The organism is Pseudoroseicyclus sp. H15, assembly GCF_054353345.1.
The window spans coordinates 482,297-501,317 of record NZ_JBTHJE010000002.1 but is presented as its reverse complement, the minus strand read 5'-3'; the positions used below and the strand labels follow the sequence as shown (position 1 = coordinate 501,317).

Genomic DNA, 19,021 nt, shown 5'->3' with positions numbered 1-19,021 from the left:
GGATTGGTTGACCGGTCTTCGACGCTGTAAGCCCCTTCGCCGCTACTCCCCAAACCCGGTACGCGCCAAAGGCGCAGGGCGAGCGCCGGCCCGGTCCGCGTGCAACCGTCGCGAAGGGATACGTCTAGGGCAGGGCTACCGCTCGAACGGAATAGGGCGGGAGTTACCCCGCCCTATTCCTCGCAGTCGAGAATTGTAGATGGGGGGCGCCAGGTGCCCCTCAGTCCATCGGCTTGAAGTTGAACTCCCCGCCGTCCTTGATGCCGGACGGCCAGCGCGCCGTGACCGTCTTCGTCTTCGTGTAGAAGCGGAAGCTGTCCGGCCCGTGCTGGTTGAGATCGCCGAAGGAAGATTTCTTCCAGCCGCCGAAGGTGTGGTAGGCCAGCGGCACCGGGATGGGCACGTTGATGCCCACCATGCCGACGTTCACGCGGGCGGCGAAGTCCCGCGCGGCGTCGCCGTCGCGGGTGAAGATCGCGGTGCCGTTGCCGTATTCATGATCCATCGCCAGCTTCAGCGCCTCTTCGTAGGAGCCGGCGCGCACCGTCGTCAGCACCGGGCCGAAGATTTCCTTGCGGTAGATCTCCATGTCCGGCGTCACCCGGTCGAAGAGGTGGGGGCCGACGAAGAAGCCGTCCTCGTAGCCCTGCAGGGAGAAGCCCCGCCCGTCGACGACCAGCTCGGCGCCGGCCTCGACGCCGCCCTCGACCATTGCGAGGATGTTCTTCTTGGCGGCAGCGGTGACGACCGGGCCGTAATCGACCTCCGCGCCGCCGGTGTAGGGGCCGACCTTCAGGCGCTCGATCCGGGGGACGAGCTTCTCGATCAGCCGGTCCGCCGTCTCTTCGCCCACGGGCACGGCGACGGAGATGGCCATGCAGCGCTCGCCCGCCGCGCCGTAGCCGGCGCCGACGAGGGCGTCGGCGGCTTGGTCGAGGTCCGCGTCCGGCATGACGATCATGTGGTTCTTGGCGCCGCCGAAGCACTGCACGCGCTTCCCGGCTGCGCAGCCGCGCGAGTAGATGTACTGGGCGATGGGCGTCGAGCCGACGAAGCCGACCGAGGAGATGCCCTCGTGGTCGAGGATCGCGTCCACGGCCTCCTTGTCGCCGTTGACGACCTGCAGGATGCCCTTGGGCAGCCCGGCCTCTTCCATCAGGGCGGCGAGCATCAGCGGCACCGAGGGGTCACGCTCGGAGGGCTTGAGGATGAAGGCGTTGCCGCAGGCGATGGCGGGCGCGAACATCCACATCGGGATCATGGCGGGGAAGTTGAACGGCGTGATGCCGGCGCAGACGCCGAGCGGCTGGCGGAGGGAATACATGTCGATCCCCGGGCCGGCGCCATCGGTGAACTCGCCCTTCAGCAGATGCGGGGCGCCGATGCAGAACTCGACGACCTCGAGGCCGCGCTGCACGTCGCCGGCGGCGTCGGGCAGCGTCTTGCCATGCTCGCGGGAGAGCGCCTCGGCCAGCTTGTCCATGTCGCGGTTGAGGAGGCGCACGAATTCCATCATCACGCGCGCCCGGCGCTGCGGGTTCACGGCGGCCCAGGCGGGCTGCGCCTCGGCGGCGATGGTCACCGCTCGGTCCACCTCTTCGGCAGAGGCGAGGGGGGTGCGGGTTTGCACCTCGCCTGTGGCGGGGTTGTAGACATCGGCGAACCGGCCCGAGGTGCCGGCAACCCGGCTTCCGGCGAGGTAGTGCGTAAGATCCTGCATGACATGTCTCCCGAATGGCGCCCCACGGCGGTAGCGCGGCCAGCGCAGGCCGGCAAGAGGCGGGCCGCTGCAGCTTGACAGGTGAAGGGGCGGCAGCGACGCTTGACCCCACGTACAGCGTTGGGAGGAGAGACAATGCTCGTCAAACAGATCCTGAAGTCAAAAGCCTCGGCCGGTATCGTCAGCGTCGCGCCGGAAACGCCGGTGGGCGAGGTGGTGAAGATGCTTTCAGACAAGCGCATCGGCACCGTCGTCATCTCGGCCGACGGCAATTCGCCCGACGGCATCCTCTCGGAGCGCGACATCGTGCGCGAGCTCGGCAAGCGCGGCGCGGAGTGCCTGCAGGACGAGGCGCGCGCGATGATGACCGCCGGCCCCACCACCTGCACGCCCGAGGATAATGCCGATGCTGTGCTGCAGACGATGACCGATGGCCGCTTCCGCCACCTGCCGGTGATGGAGGGCGGCGCGATGGTGGGCCTGATCTCGATCGGTGACGTCGTGAAGGCGCGGCTGGCCGAGTTGGCGATGGAGAACAACGCCCTCGAAAGCATGATCATGGGCCACTAGGGCCGGACTCGCTTCGGGCCGTTCCTCGGCCCGGGGCTTGCCATTCGCCGCCACGCATGACTTTTTGCCATCCAATGACTTGAGGCCCAATCACTTAAGGGCAGGGGGGGGCGCCATGCGCATCGGTCTTTATCCCGGCACGTTCGACCCGCTGACGCTGGGCCATATCGATATCATCTCGCGCGCCTGCCGCATGGTCGACCGGCTGGTGATTGGCGTGGCCATCAATCAGGGCAAGGGGCCGCTCTTCTCGCTGGAAGAGCGCGTCTCGATGATCGAGGCCGAGATCGGCGAGATCGCGAAGGCCAGGGGCACCGAAATCGTCGTGCACCCGTTCGAGAACCTGCTGATCGATTGCGCCCGCGACGTGGGTGCCGGCATCATCATCCGCGGCCTGCGGGCCGTGGCGGATTTCGAATACGAGTTCCAGATGGTCGGCATGAACCGCGCGCTCGACAGCGAGGTCGAGACCGTCTTCCTCATGGCCGAGGCCCGTCATCAGGCCATCGCCAGCAAGCTGGTGAAAGAGATCGCCCGGCTCGGCGGCGAGGTGACGAAGTTCGTGCCACCCGCCGTCAACGAGCGGCTTAAGGCGAAGCTGGCGGGCAGCTAGCCCCGCCCAAACAAAAAGCCGCCCCGTGGGGCGGCTCATCATTGGTAGTAGGCAGTCGCGCTTAGCCGTAGACGGCTTGACGGGCGATCCGCTTGGCATCGCCGGGATAGAGATCGAGGTCCAGCGCGATATCGAGCGGCAGGGACCGGATTTCCGTGACGGTGCGGGAGTAGGCGGCCCGCTTCGCGAGAGCCGTGCGGAGTTTCGTGAACGTGGTCATGTGAAATCACTCCTTGTGCTTGGCCATTTCGTTCGAGACACAACTTAGCCATGCTGCACCGCAGAACCACTCCCAAAGTGTCCGTGGCGCCCTGCATCATATGCATGGCTTTCCGCCCAACAATATAACGGTTTTTTAACAGTCGCCGCAGAGCGGCGTGAGCGGTAACGGAAAGCTCTGCCCGGGGGCTCGCCTCAGAACGGCGCCAGCGCCCCGATCTCCACCAGGCCGTTCAGTACGGCGTCGACCGCCACCGCGGCCAGGATCATCCCCATGATGCGGCTGACGATGGAGGCCCCCGAATGCCCGATGACCCGCAGGATCGGGGTTGCCAGCAGCAGGAAGATCAGCGTCACCGCCAGGATCAGCAGCAGGATGGCCGAGGTCTGAATCTGGTGCTGCGCCGAGAAGCGATCATTGTCCGTCAGTATCACCACCGCCAGCATCGCGCCCGGCGAGGCGATAGAGGGGATGGCGATGGGGTGGATCGCCGTCTGCGTCATCCCCTCTTCGGCCAGCTCCCGCTCTGGCTTGGCCGGCCCGAAGATCATCGACAGCGCGAAGAGGAACAGCACCATCCCGCCTGCGATCTGGAAGCTCGGCAGCCCCAGCCCCAGCGCCTCCAGCACCAATTGCCCCAGCAGGATGAACGACAGCAGCACAACGGCCGAGACGAGCACAGCCCGCAGCGCCACCTTGCGCCGCGCCGCAGGAGTCATGCCGACGGTGACCGCCAGAAACACCGGCACGGTGCCGATGGGGTCGATCACCACCCAAAGCGTGATGAATTCCTGCAGGAACTGGTCGAGAGAGATCATGTCTATCCAATAGAAGGGGGCCGCTCTCCATATGAAAGCGGCCCCCGACAGGTCAAGGCAGAAGGGCGGGGCCGGCGGCCCGCCGCCGCCTCATCAGAGCAGTTTGCCCATTGCGACGGCAGTGTCGCTCATGCGGTTCGAGAAGCCCCATTCGTTGTCGTACCACGTGAGGATGCGGCAGAAGTTGCCGTCCATCACCTTGGTTTCGGGCATCGCGAAGGTCGAGCTGTGCGGATCGTGGTTGAAATCCATCGAGACGAGCTTGTCGTCGGTATAGCCGAGGATGTTCTTCAGCTCGCCATCGGCGGCAGCACGGATCGCGTCGTTGATCTCTTCCACGCTGGTGTCGCGGTCGGCCTCGAAGGTCAGGTCGACCACCGAGACGTTCGGCGTGGGGACGCGGATGGAGACACCATCGAGCTTGCCGTTGAGTTCGGGCAGCACCAGGCCCACGGCCTTGGCGGCGCCGGTGGAGGTGGGGATCTGGTTCATCGCCGCGGCGCGGGCGCGGTAGAGATCCTTGTGCATCGTGTCCAGCGTGGGCTGGTCGCCGGTGTAGGAGTGGATCGTGGTCATGAAGCCGCGCTTCAGCCCGATGGTCTTGTTGAGCACATAGGCCACGGGGGCGAGGCAGTTCGTGGTGCACGACGCGTTGGAGACGATGATGTCATCGGCGGTTAGCGTGTCGTGGTTGACGCCATAGACGATGGTCTTGTCGGCATTAGTGCCGGGGGCCGAGATGAGCACCCGCTTGGCGCCCGTCTTCAGATGGTCCTGGCACTTCTCCTTGCTGGTGAAGATGCCGGTGCATTCCATGATGATGTCGACATCGCCCCAGGGCAGATCGGCAGGGTTGCGGATCGCGGTGACCCGCATCGGGCCGCGGCCCACATCGATCGTGTCTTCGGTGGTCGTCACCTGATGGGGGAAGCGCCCGTGGACGCTGTCGTAGCGCAGAAGATGCGCATTGGTCTCGACCGGGCCGAGATCGTTGATGGCCACCACCTCGATATCAGTCCGGCCGGATTCGATAATGGCGCGCAGCACGTTGCGCCCGATCCGTCCGAACCCGTTGATTGCAACCTTCACAGCCATGTCGTTCCCTCCGGGTGCTGCGCCCCTCGGGCGCGGTTCGGCGCCAAGATTGCGATTTGGGCGGAAAGGTCAACCGCCGCAGGGGCGGGCGGGGACATGTTAGCGACGAAGGTCTCGCCCGTTAGCGCCAGAAGGCGAGGGCGTGGACGAGATCGACGAATTTGCGCAGCACGAACAGCGTCGCCCCCCAGCCTTGCCAGAGGTCGAGTGCGATGAGCAGGGCGATCAGCAGGGCGAGGGCAAGGGCGAGGCGCGTCGACATGCGCGCGACGCTACCCTCTGCCGCGCCGGGCGGGAAGCGCCCTCTGCCGCGGCGGAGCTGAAGACGCGGGGTTGCCGCGGCCCCGGGGGCCTCTAGATTGACCTCTCAGGCATAGGGGCAGGGCATGAGCGGATTACTGGCACTTCTGGACGACGTGGCGGGCATCGCCAAGGTGGCGGCGGCCTCTGTCGACGATGTGGCCGGCGCGGCCGCCAAGGCCGGCGCCAAGACGGCCGGCGTGCTGATCGACGATGCCGCCGTGACGCCGAAATACGTCACCGGCTTCAAGCCGCAGCGTGAGATCCCGATCATCTGGAAGATCACCAAGGGGAGCCTGCGCAACAAGCTGATCTTCCTGCTGCCCATCGCGCTGCTCCTCTCCAACTTCGCGCCCTGGGCGATCACGCCGCTGCTCATGCTCGGCGGCTCGTATCTATGCTTCGAAGGGGCCGAGAAGATCTTCCACGTCCTCTTCCCCCATGCCAGCCACAAGGTGGCCGAGGACATGGCGGTGAAGGACCCAAGCAAGCTCGAAGAGCGCAAGGTCGCCGGCGCCATCAAGACCGACTTCATCCTCTCCGCCGAGATCATGACCATCGCCCTCTCCGTCATCGAGGCTGACAGCTTCTGGCTGGAGGCGGCGACGCTCGCCGTGGTGGGCGTCGGCATCACCATCGCCGTCTACGGCACCGTGGCCCTCATCGTGAAGGCCGACGATCTCGGCCTCGAGATGGTCGATCACGGCCGCCTCGGCCTCACCCGCGCCATCGGCGCCGGCCTGGTGAAATGGATGCCGACCTTCCTCAAGGTGCTCTCCATCGTGGGGACGGCGGCGATGCTCTGGGTCGGCGGCAACATCATGCTGCACGGGATCGAGGTGCTGGGCTTCGCCGCGCCCTATGAATACATCCACCATCTTGCCGAACAAGCCGCCCACGCCGTGGGCCGCTGGGAGGGCTTCGTCGCCTGGGCCGTCACCGCCGCCTTCGACGGCGTGCTGGGCCTCGCCTGGGGCTTCATCCTCATCCCCGTCGCCACGCTGTTGGTCATGCCGCTCTTCGGCCTCTTCAGCGGCGGCGACAAGGCGGCGGAGCATTGAGCCACGGCCTCACCGGCCCCGCCCGCGACGGCGCGCTCCTCGCCGCCCGCCTGCTTCTGGCCGGCCTCTTCCTCGGCGGCGCCGTGCAGAAGATCACCGATCCCGCCGCCGCGCAGGAGCTTCTGGCCATGCGCGGCTGGCCCCTCTGGTTCATCTGGCCGGCCCTCGCCTACAACGCCGCCACGGGCCTCGCCCTGCTTGCGGGCGCCTGGATCACCCCCGTCGCCCTCAGCCTTGCGGCCTATTGCATCGTCACCAGCTATTTCCACTTCCTGCCAGACGACCCTTGGCAGATGACGATCTTCGTCAAGAACTGGGCCATCGCCGGCGGCTGCCTCGCCCTCGCCGCCGCCGGCCCCGGCAACTGGCGCGTCGGCGCATGAAAGAAGAGGGCCGCCCCATCGGGCCGCCCTCTTGCTCTCGCTTTTCTGCAAATATCCTCGGGGGCGTTTGAGGGGGCAGACAGCCCCCTCATCGCAAGCATCGCGTGCGCCACAGGCGCTCCGCCAAGTTACCCCAGCAGCGCCTTCACCTTGGCGACGGTGTGCTCCGCCGTGATGCCGAACTTCTCGAACAGCACCTCGGCGGGGGCGGAGGCGCCGAAGCTGTCCATCCCCACGAAGGCCGCCTTCTGCTCCCGGCCCCGCTCGCCGAGCAGCAGCCAGTCCCACGGCTGGCGGACGCCGGCCTCGATGGCCACGCGCACGGCGCCCGCGGGAAGCACGCGCTTGCGGTAGGCCTCGTCCTGCTGGCGGAAGAGCTCCATTGACGGCACGGAGACGACACGCGTGCCGATGCCCTCGGCCTCCAGCGCCTTCTTCGCCTCCATCGCCACCTCGACCTCGGAGCCCGACGCCATGAGGATCACGCGGCGCTTGTTATCCGCCTCGGCCAGCACATAGGCGCCCTGGGCGGTAAGGTTCTTGGTGGTATGCTTGGTGCGCACCGTCGGCAGGCCCTGGCGGGTCAGCGCGAGGATGCTCGGCACTTTGGTCTCGCTCAGCGCGATCTCCCAGGCTTCCGCCGTCTCCACCGTGTCGGCGGGCCGGAAGACGTTCAGCCCCGGCGTGGCGCGCACCATGGCGAGGTGCTCGACCGGCTGGTGCGTCGGGCCGTCTTCGCCGAGACCGATGGAATCATGCGTCATCACGTAGACGACCGGCACGCCCATCAGCGCCGAGAGGCGGATGGCGGGGCGGGCGTAATCGGTGAAGCAGAAGAACGTGCCGCCATAGGGCTTCACACCGCCGTGCGAGGCCATGCCATTCATCGCCGCGGCCATGCCATGCTCGCGGATGCCGTAGTGAATGTAGCGCCCCTTGCGGTTCTCAGCATCGAAGATGCCGAGATCGCCGGTCAAAGTGTTGTTCGAGCCGGTGAGGTCGGCCGAGCCGCCGATTGTCTCCTTCATCACCGGGTTCACCACCTCCAGCACCATCTCGGAGCTCTTGCGGGTGGCGACCTTCGGGGCCTCGTCGCTGATCTGCTTCTTCAGCGCCTTGATGCGGCCGGCCAGCGCCTTCGGGGCCTCGCGGGCGAAGGTGCGGTCGAACTCGGCGCGCTTGGCGTCGGAGAGGGCAGCGACCCGCTCGTTCCAGGCATCGTGCTCGGCGGCGCCGCGCGCGCCCATGGCTTCCCACTGCGCCTTGATGTCGGAGGGGATCTCGAAGGCCGGCGCGTCCCAGCCGTATTCCTTCTTCGTATTCGCCACGACATCCGGGTCGGTCAGCGCGCCGTGGCCCTTGGCGGTGTCCTGCGCGGAGGAGCCGAGGGCGATATGCGTCTCGCACTGGATCATCGAGGGGCGCGGGTCGCCCTTTGCGGCTTCGATGGCCTCGTCGATGGCGACCGGGTCATGCCCGTCGATCTTCTGCACATGCCAGCCGGAGGCGGCGAAGCGCTCGCACTGGTCGGTGCTGTCGGCCATCGAGGTCGGCCCGTCGATGGTGATCGAGTTGTGGTCGAAGAACACCGTGAGGTTGCTGAGCTTCTGGTGGCCGGCCAGCGCGATGGCTTCCTGGCTGACGCCCTCCATGAGGCAGCCGTCGCCGGCGAAGACCCAGGTGCGGTGATCCATGATCTTCTTGCCCCAGCGGGCGCGCAGGCTCTCTTCGGCGATGGCGAAGCCGACGGAGTTGGCGATGCCCTGGCCGAGGGGGCCGGTCGTCGTCTCGATGCCGGGGGAGTGGTTGTACTCGGGGTGGCCCGGCGTCGCGCTCTCCCACTGGCGGAAATCCTTGATCTCCTGCAGCGTCATGCTCTCGTAGCCGGTGAGGTAGAGCACCGAGTAGAGCAGCATAGAGCCATGGCCGTTCGACACGATGAAGCGGTCACGGTCGGGCCAGAGCGGGGCCTTGGGGTCGAACTTCAGATGCTTTTCGAACAGCACCGTGGCGATGTCGGCCATGCCCATCGGCATGCCGGAATGGCCGGAGTTCGCGGCGGCGACCGCGTCGAGGGTGAGCGTGCGGATCGCGGCGGCTTTCATCCAGTGCTCGGGATGCGCCTTGCGCAGGGAAGCAATGTCCATAATGGGTCCTTTCCAAAATCGCATAGGGCAACCGCCCGGACCGGGCGCAAATGTGCATATCAGCGGGGGGGGCGAGATCAAGCCCGCTTCAACCCCGCGGCTGAGGAGTAGGCGCTAAGCCCCTCGGCGGAAAGACGTAGGCAGGTTTGCCGCTCTTCGCCGGCTCGCATACGGTATGCATGCGCCCACGCGATTCGTCGCTGGCCTGCCCACCGGGGCGGCTGGCGCCGGCACCGGCGGCAGGGCCGGGGCGCGACAGAACGAATGCCGGTGTGGGCCGTGTGCATGCTGCCCCCGCCGGCCAAGAACCGAAAACGGGGCAAGGCAAGGCAGACCGATGGATGACCTTCACGAACTTGAAGCACGGATTTCGGAGGCGCTGAGGCGCATCCGCGCCGGCATGGGCGGGATGAGCCGCCCGGTGGAGGGGCAGGGGCCCGAGGATTTCGCGCGGCTCGAAGAGGCGCTCGACGAGGAGAAGCTGGTGAACGCCCAGCTCAACGAGCGGGTCCGCGCGCTGAAGACCAAGCTCGACGGGGCGACGGCCGCGCAGGAAGAGGAGGCCGCCCGCCATCGCGAGACGGTCGGCCGGCTCGATGGCGAGATGCAGGCGCTGCAGGAGGCGAATGCCGAGCTGCGGGATGCCTCTGCCCAGCTGCGCCGTTCGGCCGAGGAAGGCGTCAGCGACCCCGAGCTGATCAACCGCGCAATGCAGGCCGAGCTGGAGGCGATGAGCGCCGCCCGCGCCGCCGAGATCGCTGAGATCGATGCCATCCTGGCCGAATTCCGCCCCGTGCTCGGGCCTGAAATGGGAGAGGCAAGCTGATGCCGCATGTCGAGATTTCCATTGGCGGGCGCTCGTTCGAGGTGGCCTGTCAGGAGGGCGAAGAGCCCTATCTGCAATCCGCGGCGCTGATGCTGGATGCCGAGGCGAGCGAGCTCGCCGCCCAGATGGGCCGCATGACCGAGGCGCGTATGCTGCTGATGTCTGGCCTCATGCTCGCCGACAAGACGGCGGGGTTGGAGGACAGGGTGAAAGAGGCGGAAGACCGTGTCGCCGCCCTGACCGCGCAGCTCGAAGAGCTGAACAACCGCCCGCCGCCGGAGCCGGAGCGCGTGGAAGTGCCCGTTCTGCCCGAGGGCGTGACGGAAACCTTGGCAGAGCTCGCCGCCCGCGCCGAGGCGCTGGCCGACGAGGTTGAGGAGAAGACGGCATGAGAGCCTCCCCTGGACTGACCACCGGCCTTGCGGCGCTTGCGCTGCTGGCCGCCGCCCCGGCCGGGGCCGAGGTGATCACCGGGCGCTATATCTGCGAGCGCGGCGTCGAGATCCCGGTGACCTATGTCAACGGCGTAGAGCCCGCGGTCGTGGTGCTGATGGTCGAGGGCCGCATGATCACGCTGGAGCAGGAGATCAGCGGCTCCGGCGCGCGCTATGGCTGGCCGTCGGACGGCTCGCATTACGTCTGGTGGGACAAGGGCGGCCAGGCGATGCTCAACTGGTACGACGGCGAGGTCGGCGAGGAAGTCACGCTCTACGCCTTCTGCGAAAGCCAGTAGGGCAACGCTCGCCACCGGAATTCGCGCGAATTCCGTAACGAATTCCGCGCGGAATTCGTGGCAACTCGCGGCGGGGGGCGGCTCAGGCCCCCAGCCGCGTCAGCTCCAGCGACAGATCGATGAAGCGCTCCATGTCTTCGGCCCGCGCGATGGCGTGGCGCAGACGTACCCGCATCCCGTCGCGCCCGATGATCAGCACCGGGTGGCCGCGTTCGCCCTTCACCAGTGGCTCCCAGCCCATCAGGGCCCGGGCCAGTGGCTGGGTTTCAAAGCGGTGGCCGAGCGCAGTGGAAGCGAGGATGGTCACGCCGTCGGGCCCGTTCTGCAGGCGCAGGCCCTTGCCTTCGCTGGCCGAGCCGGGGCCGAGCAGCTTGGTGACGAGCCGCTCGCCCATCTCGCCATCGAGCGGGCCCTGCATCAGGCCGGTCAGGGCGGCCATCTCGGGGGAGAGCGGCGGGCCCATCGCCATCAGCCCGTCGCTCCAATGCGGATCGCGCGAGGAGAATTCCGTCGATTGCAGATCGCCGGCCGCGGCATCGCTGCCGCTGCGGCGCCGGCTTTCCACCACCCATTTGCCGCCGGTGCGGGCCTGCAGGCGGGTGATGGCCGGGCGGCCGAGCACTTCATGTGTGATGTTGAGCTGCCAGGAGCGGCGGGCCGCGAGTTCTTCGAATTCCTCGCGGCGGCGCGCTTCAACGCGCTTCAGGCTGCTCAGCGTGAACAGCCCGGCCGCCAGAAGGACGACCATGGTACCCATGAGGACCAGCGCTGTTGTCACAGCACGATCCCGGGCAACGCCGCCCCGGGGGGCGGCCGCAAAGAGTGTCGAACGAAGGACAATTTACATACCGGCAGCAAGCACATCCCGCTGCGAAAATAGCTGCAAGCCCGGCGGTGCCTAGCGAGGAGGTGCGGCAGGGCACCGAGGCCCTGCCGGACTGTTGCACTTTGGCACGAAAGCCGCCGTCCCGGGAAGGGCGGCGGCTTTGAAAGTTCGGTGGCCCTCTGGGGCGGGATCAGCTTGCGTTGGCTTCGCGGATCTTGTCGGCAGCGTCCTTGGAGAAGGTGATGCCCTTGCTCTCGAACAGCTGGTCGAGCTCGCCCGACAGCGTCATCTCGGTGATGATATCGCAGCCGCCGACGAACTCGCCCTTGACGTAGAGCTGCGGGATGGTCGGCCAGTCGGAGAATTCCTTGATCCCCTGGCGGACGCCCTCGTCCTCAAGCACGTTCACATCGGTATAGTCGACGCCCATGAAGTTGAGCACGCCGGCGACGCGGCTGGAAAAGCCGCATTGCGGCATGGCCTTGGTGCCCTTCATGTAGAGCACCACGTCACTGGCTTCGATGGTGGTCTTGATCTGGTCCTGAGCGGTCATATCCGTCTCTCCGGTTATCGGCCCTGCATGGGGGGCGTGTTCTGCTATCTCTGTCTCGTCGCCTGGGCGGCGCTCATTCCGGCGCCCGCGTCGTCAGCGCCAGGGCGTGGAGCTCGCCAGCCGAGCCGTCCATCCGGCCCTTGAGCGCGGCATAGACGGCGCGCTGCTGCTGCACGCGGTTCATGCCGCGAAAGCTCTCGTCGACCACCTGGGCCGCGAAGTGAGAGCCATCGTCGCCCTCGACGGTGATCTGGGCCTGCGGGAAGCTCTCGCGGAGCAGGGTTTCGATCTCATGGGCGGTGATGGCCATCGGCAGCTCCTTGCATTCGAGGCTGAATCTAGGCTCCGTAACCGGGAGTCGCAAGGCGGGGGCCGGAGGGCGAAGCATGAACGAGGCGTCAGGCGGGGCAGGGCTGAGGGCGGTAGAGCCGGGGGAGGAGGTCTTTCGCACCGAGCGCATGATCTTCCGCGCCTTCGTGCCGGAGGATCTGGATGCGCTGGCGGCGCTCTATGCCGATGAGGACGTGCGCCGGTATTTTCCGGACTTCACGCGGACGCGGGAGCAGACCGAACGCGAGATGGCGTGGGCCATTGGCGGCGGCAAAGCGGAGCATCCGGGCTACACGCTCTGGGCTGCGGTTCTGCGGGAAACGGGCGAGATGACCGGTCGGGGCGGTATCCTGCCGCTGGAGCTGGAGGGCGTCTTCGAGCCGGAGTTGGCCTGGCTGCTGGGCAAGCCGCATTGGGGGCAGGGGCTGGGCCGCGAGATGGCGGCGGGGCTGCGCGACTATGGGCAGGCTGCGGGGCATGAGCGGCTGGTGGCGCTCGTCGATCTGCCCAATCTCGCGTCGGCGGCCACGGCGCGTAGCATCGGCATGACGCTGGAGCGCGAGGTCGACGTGGAGGGCCCGTGCTACCTCTTCGTGACCTCGCCGAGGAGCCGCTGACGCGGCTTGTGGCGGGCGCGGTAGAGGATCTTTGCCCAGGCGTTGAAGGCAGGCGTGCGCCAGCCCGCGTCGATGTCGATCTCTTCGTCGAGCCGGCTGCCGGTGCCCACGGCCACCACGCGGGCGCGGTGGCACCAGTGGCGCACGCCCATGCCGACCTCGGCTGACAGGAAGGTCATCGCCGCCGGGTCCGCCTCCAGCACCTCCATGCGGTAGGGCTGCGGCGGCAATCGCCCGAAGAGGCGCACGTCGGTCTCGATGATGTCGCCCTCCCCCAGATGGCCCTCATGCGGCACGCCGTCGAACGTCACCAGCGGGCGGCAGACCTCGTGGAGCGCGGCCCAGGAGGTGCAGACCTCCCACAGCGCGGCGGGCGAGGCCGCGTAGCTGTGAGAGAGGCGGATCACGCGACCGCGGCGGCGAAGGCGCTGCGGTAGAGCCCGAAGAGCTCCGCCGCCGGGGCGCTGTCGCCGCCGAGGCTGACGGTCTCGCCACCGAAGCGCCCGACCTCTACCAGCGGCAGGCCCGCCGCGCTGGCCGCCTGCAACAGGGCCTTCGCGGCCTCGGGCGCGGCGGCAAGCAGGTAGCGGCCCTGATCCTCGCCGAAGAGGGCGCCGGTGCCGCTGAGATCCACCGTCACGCCAAGGCCGGCGGCTTCGGCCAGCTCGAAGGCGGCCAGCGCAAGGCCGCCGTCCGACAGGTCGGTGGCGGCGCGGATCTGGGCGCGGTTCGCCAGCACGTACTCGCCATGGCTGCGCTCGGCGGCAAGGTCCACCTCGGGCGCCTCGCCCTCTTCGCGGCCGAACATCTCCCACAGGAGCGCCGACTGGCCGAGATGGCCGGGCGTGCCGCCGAGGAGCAGCGCCACGTCGCCAGCCTCGGGCCGCGTGCCGATCCGGTCGGCCTCGCGCGCGATCAGCCCCACGGCGCCGATGGTGGGCGTGGGCAGGATGCCGGTGCCGTCGGTCTCGTTGTAGAGCGAGACATTGCCCGAGACGATTGGCATATCCAGCGCCTCGCAGGCGGCACCGATACCGCGCAGGCAGCCGACGAGCTGGCCCATGATCGTGGGCTTCTCGGGGTTGCCGAAGTTGAGGTTATCCGTCGTCGCCAGCGGCGTGGCCCCGGTGCAGACGAGATTGCGATAGGCCTCGGCCACCGCCTGCGCGCCGCCCCGGTCGGGGTTGGCCTTGCAGTAGCGGGGCGTCACGTCGCTGGTGAAGGCGATGGCCTTGCCCGTGCCATGCACCCGCACGATCCCGGCGCCAAGGCCGGGGCGGCGTGCCGTGTCGCCCATCACCTGCGTGTCGTATTGCTCATAGACCCATTGCTTGGCCGCATGGTTGGGCGAGCCGATGAGGGCGCGCAGGCCCTCCAGCGGCGCCACCTCCGGCACGTCGCCCAGCGGGGCGGCGGCGGGGCTCTCTTCCCACGGGCGGTCGTATTCCGGCGCCGAGGAGGCGAGGCGCGAGAGCGGCAGGTCGGCCATGACCTGCTCGCCATGCAGGATCAGGAAGCGGTCTTCGGCGATGGTTTCGCCGACGATGGCGAAGTCGAGATCCCATTTGTCGAAGACGGCGCGGGCCTCGGCCTCTTTCTCGGGGCGTAGCACCATGAGCATCCGCTCCTGGCTCTCCGACAGCATCATCTCGTAGGCGCTCATGTTCGCCTCGCGCTGCGGCACGTCATCGAGCTGCAGCTGGATGCCGAGGCCCCCCTTGTCGCCCATCTCGACGGCCGAGCAGGTCAGACCGGCGGCTCCCATGTCTTGAATGGAGATGACGGCGCCGGTGGCCATCAGCTCAAGACAGGCCTCCATCAGCCGCTTCTCGGTGAAGGGGTCGCCGACCTGCACGGTGGGGCGCTTTTCCTCGATTGTCTCGTCGAACTCCGCCGACGCCATCGTGGCGCCGCCCACGCCGTCACGCCCCGTCTTGGCGCCGAGATAGACGACCGGCATGCCCACGCCCGAGGCCGCCGAGTAGAAGATCGCATCGGCATCGGCGAGGCCGGCGGCGAAGGCGTTGACGAGGCAATTGCCGTTGTAGCTGGGGTGAAAGCGCACCTCGCCCCCCACGGTCGGCACGCCGAAGCAATTGCCGTAGCCGCCCACGCCGGCGACGACGCCCGAGACGATGCGCTTGGTCTTGGGGTGATCGGGCATGCCGAAGCTGAGCGCGTTCATCGCGGCGATCGGCCGGGCGCCCATGGTGAAGACATCGCGCAGGATGCCGCCCACGCCCGTCGCGGCGCCCTGATAGGGCTCGATATAGCTGGGGTGGTTGTGGCTTTCCATCTTGAAGACGAGCGCCTGCCCGTCGCCGATATCCACCACGCCGGCATTCTCGCCGGGGCCGCAGATCACCTGGGGCCCGGTGGTGGGCAGGGTGCGCAGCCATTTCTTCGAGCTCTTGTACGAGCAATGCTCGTTCCACATCGCCGAGAAGATGCCGAATTCGGTGAAGGTCGGCTCGCGGTTCAGGATTTGCAGGATGCGCGCGTATTCATCGGGGCTCAGCCCGTGGGCGGCGATCAGCTCTTCGGTGATGGCAGGCTCTTGCATCTGGCGTCTCCCCTTGGCGCGCGGCCTCTCTAGCCGAGCCGCGCGAGAGGGGAAAGTGGGGCAAGAGGTGCCGGCAGGGTCAGGCGTTGCGCGCCGTGTAGAGGATGATGCGCGCCGGGATGCGCAGGCCCTCTGCCGTCTCGTATTGCGCCAGCGCCTCGGCCAGTGCGTCGCAGAGCGCGTCGATATCGGCATCGCTGCCGCCTTTGTCGCGCACCTGGCGGGGGATGGGGCCAATGGAGCGGGCGAGGCGGGCGGCCTCGTCGGCGCTCGGCTGATGCAGAAGGATGTCGCGCGGCGTGGCGGTGGCATCCCTGAAGCCTGCCTCGGCGAACAGGCCGAGCGTGCGGGCGGTGTCCTTCAGCGCCATGGGGCCGGGGGCATGCGGGGGCGGAGAGGCCGGAGGGGTGCCGAACCTCGCCGCCGCGAGCTCGCCGGGCAGGGAGAACCACGGGTTGTGCTCTACGCCGGCCCAGCAGGCAAAGGCGATCCTCCCCTGCGGAGCAAGGCGGGCGCGGATGTTGGCGAAGGCCTCGGCGGGCTCGTCGAAGAACATCACCCCGAAACGCGAGATGGCGAGGTCGAAGCCGCTCTCGCCGTTCCAGACCTGCGCGTCGCCAATTTCGACTTCTGCCTGCGGCAGACCGGCCAGCCGGGCGCGGGCGAGGGCTGCGAGCGGGTGAGAGATGTCGAGGCCGAGGGCGCGCCCCTCCGGCCCGACAGCGCGGGCGACGCGCGCGGTCGTCTCGCCGGCGCCGCAGCCGATGTCGAGCGCGCGTTCGCCGGGCGCGGGGGAGGCGGCGGCGAGAACGGCGTCGGCGGCCTCGACATGCATCGCATCGAGGCTGGTCTGATGGGTCGCCCAGTTCCGGCCGGGGGCATCGTTCCAGAAGGCGCGCTGGTCTTCGTTCATACCGGTCATGGCGGGCTCTCCTTTGGCTGAGCGCAGCCTAACAGGTTGGCGCAGAGTGAGAAATCACTTCGCCGCTTGTGCGTGACAAGAAAGCGCCGCTCCGTTGGATGGGGCGGCGCTCACGTTGGAAGGTGTGGGGAGTGGTGGCTCGGGACGCCGAGCCGCCCGAGAGGGCAACCCGGCAGTCTTCAGGTCAGCCGCCGATCTGGCTGACGAAGGCGTCGTAGGTCATGGGGAGCATGACGGGTTCGCCGCTGGCAACGCGCGGGCTGACCCAGAGCAGCACCGCCGGAGCCGACAGCCCAAGCGAGTCGTTGACATCGATCGTCAGGCCAACGTTCGAGCCTTCGCCGGCTTGCACTGTCGAAACCATGCCGAGCATGTAGGAATCGCTGGAATAGACTTCCGTGCCAACCAGCGCGTCGAGGTTCAGCGTGCCGGCGCCCATGGCGCCAGCCTGGGCCGCATTGGCAGAAGAGCCTTCAGAGCCGGAGCCATCAGAGCCGGAGCCCGCGGTCCCATCGCTGCCACCGGCACCGCCAGAGCCGCTGCCACCAGCGCCACCGGAGCTGCCGCTCGAGCCGTCGGCGCCGCTGCCGCCGTTGCTGCCGCTCGAGCCATCGGAGCCGCTACCGCCGCTGCTGCCGCCCGTCGAGCCGCCGTTGGACCCGCCGCCGCTGGAGCCGCCGCTGGAGCCTCCGTTAGAGCCACCGTTCGAGCCGCCGTTCGAGCCGCCACCACTGGAGCCGCCATTCGAGCCGCCGCCGGAGCTGCCGCCACCGGAGTCACCGCCGACATCCACATCGGCATCGGCGCCGCTGTCGCCGCCGACATTCACGTCTGCATCCACGCCGTCGCCGCCGCCGACATCCACGTCGGCATCGACACCGCCGCCACCGGAATCACCGCCGGAGTCGCCGCCCGACCCGCCGCCGACATTCGCGTCGACTTCGGCGCCATTGCCGCCGCCGACTTCGACATCGGCATCCACCGGGTCTTCGTCTTCGTTGATATTGACGCTCACGCCGTCGCCGCCGCCGACATCCGCATCGACATTCTGGCCAAGGACATCTGCATCGGCCTCAATGCCGTCGCCGCCCCCGATATTAACCTGGGCAACCGCAGACAGAGGAAACAGGGAAACAGCACAAACGAGGGAGGTAGTCAGCTTCAGCGTACGCATATATCGCTCCATCAATTTCGACAAAGGTCTCAAGCAATTGCAGTGAATTGCGGACCGTGTGGCGGAAGGAACGGGCTGACTTGAGGAATGTTTCGGGGATCGATTCAATTGGAATTAATTAATCAATTCCGGATTCACCAAATAAGCCGATCGCTCAGGCGCCAATTTCAATAAATTTCCCGTGATTCCAGCGTGTTAGGCCCCTCGCCGCGCAATCGCGGCGCCCACCCGCGCAGGCATAAAAAAACGCCGGGCACGAGGCCCGGCGAAGTCCAACAGGGAGGTTGAGGTGGGGATGCGCAGAGCGGATCGCCCGCCTCAAACCCAGAGATAGGAGCCGCTTTCAGGCCGGGCAAGACCTTTTCGCACCTGCAGCAACATTGCCGTCATGCACGTGTTGCAAAGCTGCACAATCTTGTGGCGAGTACGCCGGGCAGACGTTCAGCTCAATCCGGCGGTCTCGTCCTTGCCCTGGGCGCCTTCGAGAGACTCCCGCATGCGGCGACGGTGGGCGATGACCTCGTCCTGCACGAAATCGCGGAAGGCCGAGATGCGCTTCGATTGGCGCAGCTCTTCGGGATAGGCAAGGAATACAGGCACTTCGGCGGATTCGATATCCGGCAGCACGCGCACCAGATGAGGGAAATCCTCAACCACGTAATCGGGCAGAACGCCGATGCCGAGGTCGTTGAGCACTGCCTGCAGCGCGCCGAAATAGTTGTTTACGGTCAGCAGCGACGGCATCTCGTGCGACATCAGCTGCTGCACCAGCAGCTTGCCGGCAGAGACCTGCGGGCTCGACGGCGAGAGCGAGATCAGCCGGTGCGAGGCGATATCCTCCATCCGTTCGGGCATGCCGCGCTCTTCGAGATATTCGCGCGAGGCGTACATGCGCATGCGGATACTCATCAGCTTCTTGCGGATGAGATCTGCTTGGCTGGGCTCCTTCATGCGGATGGCCACGTCGGCCTCGCGCATGGGCAGATCGAGCACCCGCTCTTCGAGCATCAGGTCGATCTTCATTTCGGGGTATTTCTTGTAGAGCTGGGTCAGGCGCGGGGCGAGCCAGAGCGTGCCGAAGCCCGTGGTCGTCGTCACCCTTAGCTGGCCGAACACCTCTTCCTCGCTATCGCGAATGCGCGCCTCGGCCGTCTCCAGCCGCTTGTTCATGGCGCGCGTCGCCTCGAACAGCAGTTCGCCCTGCTCGGTGAGGATCAGCCCCCGGGCGTGGCGGTGGAACAGGGTGGTGTTGAGCGAATCCTCAAGCGCGCGGATCTGGCGCGACACGGCAGATTGGCTGAGGTGCAGCGAGTCGCCAGCATGCGTCAGCGAGCCGGCATCGGCCACCGCGTGAAAGATCCGCAATTTGTCCCAGTCCATCATGGGGCAGGGGTCCTCGCTCTAGGAATGGAGCCTTCTACGCGGGATAATTCGAATCAGGCAAGTCCGCCGAGTGCACACAGTCGCGTCAGGTGCCCATGGGTCACGAGACGTTGCACACAAACCGCTTATAACAGCTTTCCATTCACGCTTCGGCGCGTATATCGGCA

At 67.3% G+C, this 19,021-nt stretch carries 22 protein-coding genes; 8 read left to right on the top strand and 14 right to left on the bottom strand.

Annotated features, from left to right (window positions below):
- Positions 1 to 220: 220 nt before the first annotated feature.
- Positions 221 to 1,720: a CoA-acylating methylmalonate-semialdehyde dehydrogenase gene (locus tag ACXN5S_RS06300; RefSeq protein WP_458604552.1), complete on the bottom strand. Its 1,500-nt coding sequence runs from the start codon at positions 1,718 to 1,720 to the stop codon at positions 221 to 223.
- Between the two features lie 135 nt (positions 1,721 to 1,855).
- Between ACXN5S_RS06300 and ACXN5S_RS06295 the strand changes: the two genes are divergently transcribed.
- A complete protein-coding gene (locus ACXN5S_RS06295) occupies positions 1,856 to 2,290 on the top strand; it encodes a CBS domain-containing protein (RefSeq protein ID WP_458604551.1) in 435 nt (144 codons plus the stop codon).
- Positions 2,291 to 2,405: 115 nt separating this feature from the next.
- A complete protein-coding gene (gene coaD, locus ACXN5S_RS06290) occupies positions 2,406 to 2,903 on the top strand; it encodes a pantetheine-phosphate adenylyltransferase (protein ID WP_458604550.1) in 498 nt (165 codons plus the stop codon).
- 61 nt (positions 2,904 to 2,964) lie between these two features.
- Here the strand turns inward: coaD and ACXN5S_RS06285 are convergent, their stop codons facing one another.
- The 4 genes from ACXN5S_RS06285 to ACXN5S_RS06270 all read right to left on the bottom strand — a co-directional run bounded on the left by ACXN5S_RS06285 (position 2,965) and on the right by ACXN5S_RS06270 (position 5,298).
- Positions 2,965 to 3,123 (bottom strand): hypothetical protein, encoded by a 159-nt coding sequence (locus ACXN5S_RS06285; protein WP_458604549.1) that lies wholly within the window; start codon positions 3,121 to 3,123, stop codon positions 2,965 to 2,967.
- A 194-nt stretch (positions 3,124 to 3,317) separates the two neighbouring features.
- Complete coding sequence (locus ACXN5S_RS06280; RefSeq protein ID WP_458604548.1) at positions 3,318 to 3,941, bottom strand: MarC family protein; 624 nt, start codon at positions 3,939 to 3,941, stop codon at positions 3,318 to 3,320.
- 93 nt (positions 3,942 to 4,034) lie between these two features.
- On the bottom strand, positions 4,035 to 5,036 hold the full coding sequence (gap, locus tag ACXN5S_RS06275; RefSeq protein ID WP_458604547.1) for a type I glyceraldehyde-3-phosphate dehydrogenase: 1,002 nt from the start codon (positions 5,034 to 5,036) through the stop codon (positions 4,035 to 4,037).
- Between the two features lie 121 nt (positions 5,037 to 5,157).
- Positions 5,158 to 5,298, bottom strand: coding sequence for a hypothetical protein (locus ACXN5S_RS06270; protein ID WP_458604546.1), 141 nt, complete (start codon positions 5,296 to 5,298; stop codon positions 5,158 to 5,160).
- A 124-nt stretch (positions 5,299 to 5,422) separates the two neighbouring features.
- Between ACXN5S_RS06270 and ACXN5S_RS06265 the strand changes: the two genes are divergently transcribed.
- Positions 5,423 to 6,397: a DUF808 domain-containing protein gene (locus tag ACXN5S_RS06265; protein ID WP_458604545.1), complete on the top strand. Its 975-nt coding sequence runs from the start codon at positions 5,423 to 5,425 to the stop codon at positions 6,395 to 6,397.
- A complete protein-coding gene (locus ACXN5S_RS06260) occupies positions 6,394 to 6,780 on the top strand; it encodes a DoxX family membrane protein (RefSeq protein WP_458604544.1) in 387 nt (128 codons plus the stop codon). The genes ACXN5S_RS06265 and ACXN5S_RS06260 overlap by 4 nt, the downstream gene beginning before the upstream one ends.
- A 128-nt stretch (positions 6,781 to 6,908) precedes the next feature.
- Here the strand turns inward: ACXN5S_RS06260 and tkt are convergent, their stop codons facing one another.
- Positions 6,909 to 8,927: a transketolase gene (gene tkt / locus ACXN5S_RS06255; RefSeq protein WP_458604543.1), complete on the bottom strand. Its 2,019-nt coding sequence runs from the start codon at positions 8,925 to 8,927 to the stop codon at positions 6,909 to 6,911.
- A gap of 337 nt (positions 8,928 to 9,264) precedes the next feature.
- Here tkt and ACXN5S_RS06250 point away from each other — a divergent pair, with 337 nt between their 5' ends.
- From ACXN5S_RS06250 to ACXN5S_RS06240, 3 genes are read left to right on the top strand one after another with little or no spacing between them, the layout of a single operon-like run.
- The gene (locus ACXN5S_RS06250; RefSeq protein ID WP_458604542.1) at positions 9,265 to 9,753 is read left to right on the top strand and encodes a hypothetical protein; all 489 of its coding nucleotides are present in this window, start codon (positions 9,265 to 9,267) and stop codon (positions 9,751 to 9,753) included.
- The gene (locus ACXN5S_RS06245; protein WP_458604541.1) at positions 9,753 to 10,145 is read left to right on the top strand and encodes a cell division protein ZapA; all 393 of its coding nucleotides are present in this window, start codon (positions 9,753 to 9,755) and stop codon (positions 10,143 to 10,145) included. Before ACXN5S_RS06250 ends, ACXN5S_RS06245 begins: the two co-directional genes overlap by 1 nt.
- Entirely contained in the window at positions 10,142 to 10,486 is a 345-nt protein-coding gene (locus ACXN5S_RS06240; protein ID WP_458604540.1) for an MliC family protein, read from the top strand. The genes ACXN5S_RS06245 and ACXN5S_RS06240 overlap by 4 nt, the downstream gene beginning before the upstream one ends.
- Before the next feature lie 82 nt (positions 10,487 to 10,568).
- Here the strand turns inward: ACXN5S_RS06240 and ACXN5S_RS06235 are convergent, their stop codons facing one another.
- The 3 genes from ACXN5S_RS06235 to ACXN5S_RS06225 all read right to left on the bottom strand — a co-directional run bounded on the left by ACXN5S_RS06235 (position 10,569) and on the right by ACXN5S_RS06225 (position 12,175).
- Complete coding sequence (locus tag ACXN5S_RS06235) at positions 10,569 to 11,264, bottom strand: hypothetical protein (protein WP_458604539.1); 696 nt, start codon at positions 11,262 to 11,264, stop codon at positions 10,569 to 10,571.
- Positions 11,265 to 11,502: 238 nt separating this feature from the next.
- On the bottom strand, positions 11,503 to 11,865 hold the full coding sequence (gene grxD, locus ACXN5S_RS06230; RefSeq protein WP_458604538.1) for a Grx4 family monothiol glutaredoxin: 363 nt from the start codon (positions 11,863 to 11,865) through the stop codon (positions 11,503 to 11,505).
- A 73-nt stretch (positions 11,866 to 11,938) separates the two neighbouring features.
- Positions 11,939 to 12,175, bottom strand: a complete 237-nt coding sequence (locus tag ACXN5S_RS06225; protein WP_458604537.1) for a BolA/IbaG family iron-sulfur metabolism protein — start codon at positions 12,173 to 12,175, stop codon at positions 11,939 to 11,941.
- A 76-nt stretch (positions 12,176 to 12,251) separates the two neighbouring features.
- Here ACXN5S_RS06225 and ACXN5S_RS06220 point away from each other — a divergent pair, with 76 nt between their 5' ends.
- Complete coding sequence (locus ACXN5S_RS06220; RefSeq protein WP_458604536.1) at positions 12,252 to 12,812, top strand: GNAT family N-acetyltransferase; 561 nt, start codon at positions 12,252 to 12,254, stop codon at positions 12,810 to 12,812.
- Here the strand turns inward: ACXN5S_RS06220 and ACXN5S_RS06215 are convergent.
- The 5 genes from ACXN5S_RS06215 to ACXN5S_RS06195 all read right to left on the bottom strand — a co-directional run bounded on the left by ACXN5S_RS06215 (position 12,779) and on the right by ACXN5S_RS06195 (position 18,851).
- Positions 12,779 to 13,219, bottom strand: a complete 441-nt coding sequence (locus ACXN5S_RS06215) for an SRPBCC family protein (RefSeq protein WP_458604535.1) — start codon at positions 13,217 to 13,219, stop codon at positions 12,779 to 12,781. The two genes, ACXN5S_RS06220 and ACXN5S_RS06215, sit on opposite strands and share 34 nt — an antisense overlap.
- Entirely contained in the window at positions 13,216 to 15,375 is a 2,160-nt protein-coding gene (gene purL, locus ACXN5S_RS06210; RefSeq protein WP_458604534.1) for a phosphoribosylformylglycinamidine synthase subunit PurL, read from the bottom strand. The genes ACXN5S_RS06215 and purL overlap by 4 nt, the downstream gene beginning before the upstream one ends.
- 79 nt (positions 15,376 to 15,454) lie before the next feature.
- Positions 15,455 to 16,297 carry a methyltransferase domain-containing protein gene (locus ACXN5S_RS06205; protein ID WP_458604533.1) on the bottom strand — a complete coding sequence of 281 codons (843 nt, stop codon included), beginning with the start codon at positions 16,295 to 16,297 and terminating at the stop codon, positions 15,455 to 15,457.
- A gap of 184 nt (positions 16,298 to 16,481) precedes the next feature.
- Positions 16,482 to 17,471 carry a hypothetical protein gene (locus ACXN5S_RS06200; RefSeq protein ID WP_458604532.1) on the bottom strand — a complete coding sequence of 330 codons (990 nt, stop codon included), beginning with the start codon at positions 17,469 to 17,471 and terminating at the stop codon, positions 16,482 to 16,484.
- Positions 17,472 to 17,912: 441 nt separating this feature from the next.
- A complete protein-coding gene (locus ACXN5S_RS06195; protein WP_458604791.1) occupies positions 17,913 to 18,851 on the bottom strand; it encodes a LysR family transcriptional regulator in 939 nt (312 codons plus the stop codon).
- Between the last annotated feature and the right edge of the window lie 170 nt (positions 18,852 to 19,021).

Excerpts from the sequence above, each read along its gene's own strand:
- ACXN5S_RS06300 (WP_458604552.1), bottom strand. The coding sequence starts at position 1,720 with ATGCAGGATCTTACGCACTACCTCGCCGGAAGCCGGGTTGCCGGCACC.
- ACXN5S_RS06220 (WP_458604536.1), top strand. The coding sequence starts at position 12,252 with ATGAACGAGGCGTCAGGCGGGGCAGGGCTGAGGGCGGTAGAGCCGGGG.
- ACXN5S_RS06295 (WP_458604551.1), top strand. The coding sequence starts at position 1,856 with ATGCTCGTCAAACAGATCCTGAAGTCAAAAGCCTCGGCCGGTATCGTC.
- grxD (WP_458604538.1), bottom strand. The coding sequence starts at position 11,865 with ATGACCGCTCAGGACCAGATCAAGACCACCATCGAAGCCAGTGACGTG.
- gap (WP_458604547.1), bottom strand. The coding sequence starts at position 5,036 with ATGGCTGTGAAGGTTGCAATCAACGGGTTCGGACGGATCGGGCGCAAC.
- ACXN5S_RS06225 (WP_458604537.1), bottom strand. The coding sequence starts at position 12,175 with ATGGCCATCACCGCCCATGAGATCGAAACCCTGCTCCGCGAGAGCTTC.
- ACXN5S_RS06270 (WP_458604546.1), bottom strand. The coding sequence starts at position 5,298 with ATGTCGACGCGCCTCGCCCTTGCCCTCGCCCTGCTGATCGCCCTGCTC.
- ACXN5S_RS06280 (WP_458604548.1), bottom strand. The coding sequence starts at position 3,941 with ATGATCTCTCTCGACCAGTTCCTGCAGGAATTCATCACGCTTTGGGTG.
- ACXN5S_RS06285 (WP_458604549.1), bottom strand. The coding sequence starts at position 3,123 with ATGACCACGTTCACGAAACTCCGCACGGCTCTCGCGAAGCGGGCCGCC.
- ACXN5S_RS06245 (WP_458604541.1), top strand. The coding sequence starts at position 9,753 with ATGCCGCATGTCGAGATTTCCATTGGCGGGCGCTCGTTCGAGGTGGCC.
- ACXN5S_RS06200 (WP_458604532.1), bottom strand. The coding sequence starts at position 17,471 with ATGCGTACGCTGAAGCTGACTACCTCCCTCGTTTGTGCTGTTTCCCTG.
- ACXN5S_RS06195 (WP_458604791.1), bottom strand. The coding sequence starts at position 18,851 with ATGGACTGGGACAAATTGCGGATCTTTCACGCGGTGGCCGATGCCGGC.
- ACXN5S_RS06240 (WP_458604540.1), top strand. The coding sequence starts at position 10,142 with ATGAGAGCCTCCCCTGGACTGACCACCGGCCTTGCGGCGCTTGCGCTG.
- ACXN5S_RS06265 (WP_458604545.1), top strand. The coding sequence starts at position 5,423 with ATGAGCGGATTACTGGCACTTCTGGACGACGTGGCGGGCATCGCCAAG.
- tkt (WP_458604543.1), bottom strand. The coding sequence starts at position 8,927 with ATGGACATTGCTTCCCTGCGCAAGGCGCATCCCGAGCACTGGATGAAA.
- coaD (WP_458604550.1), top strand. The coding sequence starts at position 2,406 with ATGCGCATCGGTCTTTATCCCGGCACGTTCGACCCGCTGACGCTGGGC.
- purL (WP_458604534.1), bottom strand. The coding sequence starts at position 15,375 with ATGCAAGAGCCTGCCATCACCGAAGAGCTGATCGCCGCCCACGGGCTG.
- ACXN5S_RS06250 (WP_458604542.1), top strand. The coding sequence starts at position 9,265 with ATGGATGACCTTCACGAACTTGAAGCACGGATTTCGGAGGCGCTGAGG.
- ACXN5S_RS06205 (WP_458604533.1), bottom strand. The coding sequence starts at position 16,297 with ATGACCGGTATGAACGAAGACCAGCGCGCCTTCTGGAACGATGCCCCC.